Annotated in this window: 1 protein-coding gene and 1 pseudogene; one reads left to right on the top strand and one right to left on the bottom strand. The window is 64.4% G+C overall.

All coding sequences use genetic code 11. From position 1 onward, the window contains the following. On the top strand, positions 1–2454 hold a 2454-nt coding region (locus tag HUK84_RS13855), incomplete at its 5' end, for a TonB-dependent receptor plug domain-containing protein (RefSeq protein ID WP_246285685.1). A 19-nt stretch (positions 2455–2473) separates the two neighbouring features. On the opposite strand, the pseudogene HUK84_RS13850 reads toward HUK84_RS13855, so the two are convergent. Then, positions 2474–2976, bottom strand: a pseudogene (locus HUK84_RS13850) (putative FMN-dependent luciferase-like monooxygenase); the annotation flags it as partial.

Genomic DNA, 2976 nt, shown 5'->3' with positions numbered 1-2976 from the left:
CAAAATGCGGCGCCGGCAGATGCGGGCGAGGCCGTGATCGTCACCGGCACGCATGCCGTCGGCCGCCACGCGCGGCAGAGCACGGCGCCGGTGTCGGTCGTCACGTCCGCCGTCCTGCGCCGTTCGGGACAGATGAATCTGGCGGATGCCCTGACCCGCACATATTCTTCGATCAACGTCGTCGCCATGGGGGCGGACGTCGCGGCCCTGACATCGACGATCCAGATGCGCGGCCTGGGCCCGAACGAGGTGCTGGTCCTGGTCGACGGCAAGCGCCGCCATACGACCGCCAATATCGTGCAGGATGCGGGGCCGCAATTCGGCGCGACCGGGGCGGACCTGAACACCATCCCCGCGAACATGATCGACCATATCGAGGTTCTGGAGGACGGCGCGGCGGCATTGTACGGATCGGATGCGATCGCCGGCGTGGTCAATATCATTACCAGGAAGCAGGATCACGGCGTGAGCGCCAGCGTCCAGACGGGCGCCAACGCCTATAACGGCGACGGATGGAACTACCAGGCGAACGCGGATGGCGGCCTGAAATGGGGGAGCGACGGATTCCTGCATCTCAGCGGGCAGGTCTATCACACGGACCATATGATCGTGGGGGCCGCCGATCATCGCCTGCTGGGATACTGGCCCGTGGGGGCGACGACATCTGGCTATTACACCGGCGTCGTCCCCAACGCGAAGCCGGTTCCCGTCAATTCCAACGAGATTCTGGGAACGCCCGAGGAAACGCGCGAAAATCTCGGGATCGGCTGGGGCAAGGAGATCATCGGCAGCCGCCTGCAATTCTATGGCAACCTGACCTATATGCATCGTCATGGCGAGGGGATCGAAAATTACCGAATCCCCAGCAAGGCGCCCATCATGTGGCCGAACGGCTTCACGCCGATCGAAACGAACGAGGAAAACGACTACGGGGTGACGTTCGGCCTCAAGGGCGACCAGTTGTTCGGCGGCTGGGACTGGGACCTCAGCACGACCTATGGCGCGGACGAAACCAAGATGGGCAACAAGGATACCGCCAATCTCGGCATGCTGTCCTCGAGCTGTTCGACCAACCCGGCGGATATCGGTTTCTACTCGTCCGAGGGATGCGGCTATTCTCCGTACAAGACGCGGGCGGAGACCTATCGCATGGCTCAATGGACCAACAATCTCGATGTCCGGCGCCGCTTCAGCATCGCCCAGATCGTGCCGGTGACGTTCGCCGCGGGGGCCGAGCACCGGCTCGAGACCTATGAGATCGATGCGGGCAATCCGAACTCGTACGAGGTCGGGGGGACCCAGGGCTATGCGGGCCTGGGGCCGGCCAGCGCCGGGAACTGGGACCGCGATATCTATGCGGCCTATGCCGACGGCGATTTCCATCCGCTGCGCCACTGGGACCTGGATTTCGCCGGCCGGTTCGAACATTATACCGACGTGGGCAACACCGAGAACGGCAAGGTTTCGACCCGCTACGACTTTACCCCCCGTTTTGCCGTCCGCGCGACCATCAGCACGGGCTTCCGCGCCCCGACCCTGGCCGAAGAACATTACAGCTCGATGAATGTGGGCCCGAACAACGCCAACGGACTTCTCGCGGTGTCCTCGGCCGCGGCGAAGGCCCTCGGGGCGCAGCCGCTCAAGCCGGAGCGGTCGGTCAGCGAGAGCGGCGGCTTCGTGTTCGAGCCGCTGATCGGGCTGCATGTCGAAACCGACGTCTATCAGATCAACCTGCGTGACCGCATCGTGGGCGGCGGCGCCGTGAACGGCCAGCCCGCCATCGATGCGATCCAGGCCATGGGCTATACGCTGTCCGAGGCGGCGCTGCAGAATCCGGCGCAGGACGTGGCTTATTACATGACGAACGGCGCCAGCACGCGTACCCAGGGCCTGGATATCAAGGCCGATTATACGTTCCATTTCCACGATTACGGCAATCTGATGCTGACCATGTCGCTGGATCTCAACCGCACGCGCCTGCATCACAATGCGCTGGATTCGCAGGGGCAGCCGCTGCTCAACGCGCAGAACGCGGCCTATATCACGACCGAATATCCGCGCAGCAAGCTTATCCTGGATGCGTATTACACGGTCGGAAAATGGGACATCAATCTCCGCCAGACCCGCTACGGCGAGACGACCAGCATGATGACCTATCAGGACTGGACCAACCAGAATCTGAAATGCCCCCTGGACGGCATGTCCCTGGCCTTTTCCAATACCTGCTTCGGGCAGTTCAAGAACACCCCGCGCTGGCTGACCGACCTGGAGGTCGGGTACCGGTTCAGCCCGAAATGGCATCTCGCGATCGGGGCAAACGATATCTTCAATGTCCGTCCGCGCAAGGTGCCCCAGATCCTGAACGCGCTGGGGGCGATGCCGTATGACCAGTTCTCGCTGCAGGTTCCGATCAGCGGCGCCTATTACTATGCGCGCCTGAACGCGGCGTTCTGAACGCCGCGTCCCCGCCGGGTCAGCGCAGGCCCAGTGCCGGCGCGACCTCGCGGGCGATCAGTTCGATCGACCGCAGCGTCTGGGCGTGGGGTGGGTCCATGGGGTGAACCTGGCAGGCAATGTCGGTGACGCGCGCCAAGGTCCTGTCCGCGCGCAGCGAGCGGATGACGTCGTCCGGCGTGCCGACATGCAGATCCATCCTGCGGATCAGCATCTCCAGCGTCTGCGCGCCGTCCGGTTCCTTCACCAGCCCCGAACGGCGGATGCCGGCTTCCGCCAGGGCATGGGCCTCGGCACGGCTGTCAGCGACGAAAACGCTGCGCGATCCCATGATGCGCGGCACGCATCCCGCCGGCAGCGCCGCAAGATAGGCATCCACGATCGGATCCTGGATGTCCCACAGCGCGGCATCCGGCGCGTCGTCCGGACGGGGCTGGGTCCGCGACAGCATCAGTCCATCCCCCGCCGCGCCGGCGCGGGCACCGCCCCCGGCCGAGAACGTCGCCTGCCAAAGCCGCGACA

Origin of the sequence: Nguyenibacter vanlangensis (genome assembly GCF_013376155.1) — a bacterium.
In the GTDB taxonomy this organism is placed as follows: Bacteria; Pseudomonadota; Alphaproteobacteria; order Acetobacterales; family Acetobacteraceae; genus Gluconacetobacter; species Gluconacetobacter vanlangensis.
Note: the sequence above shows the minus strand (reverse complement) of the source record. Positions and strands in the feature narration are given on the sequence as shown.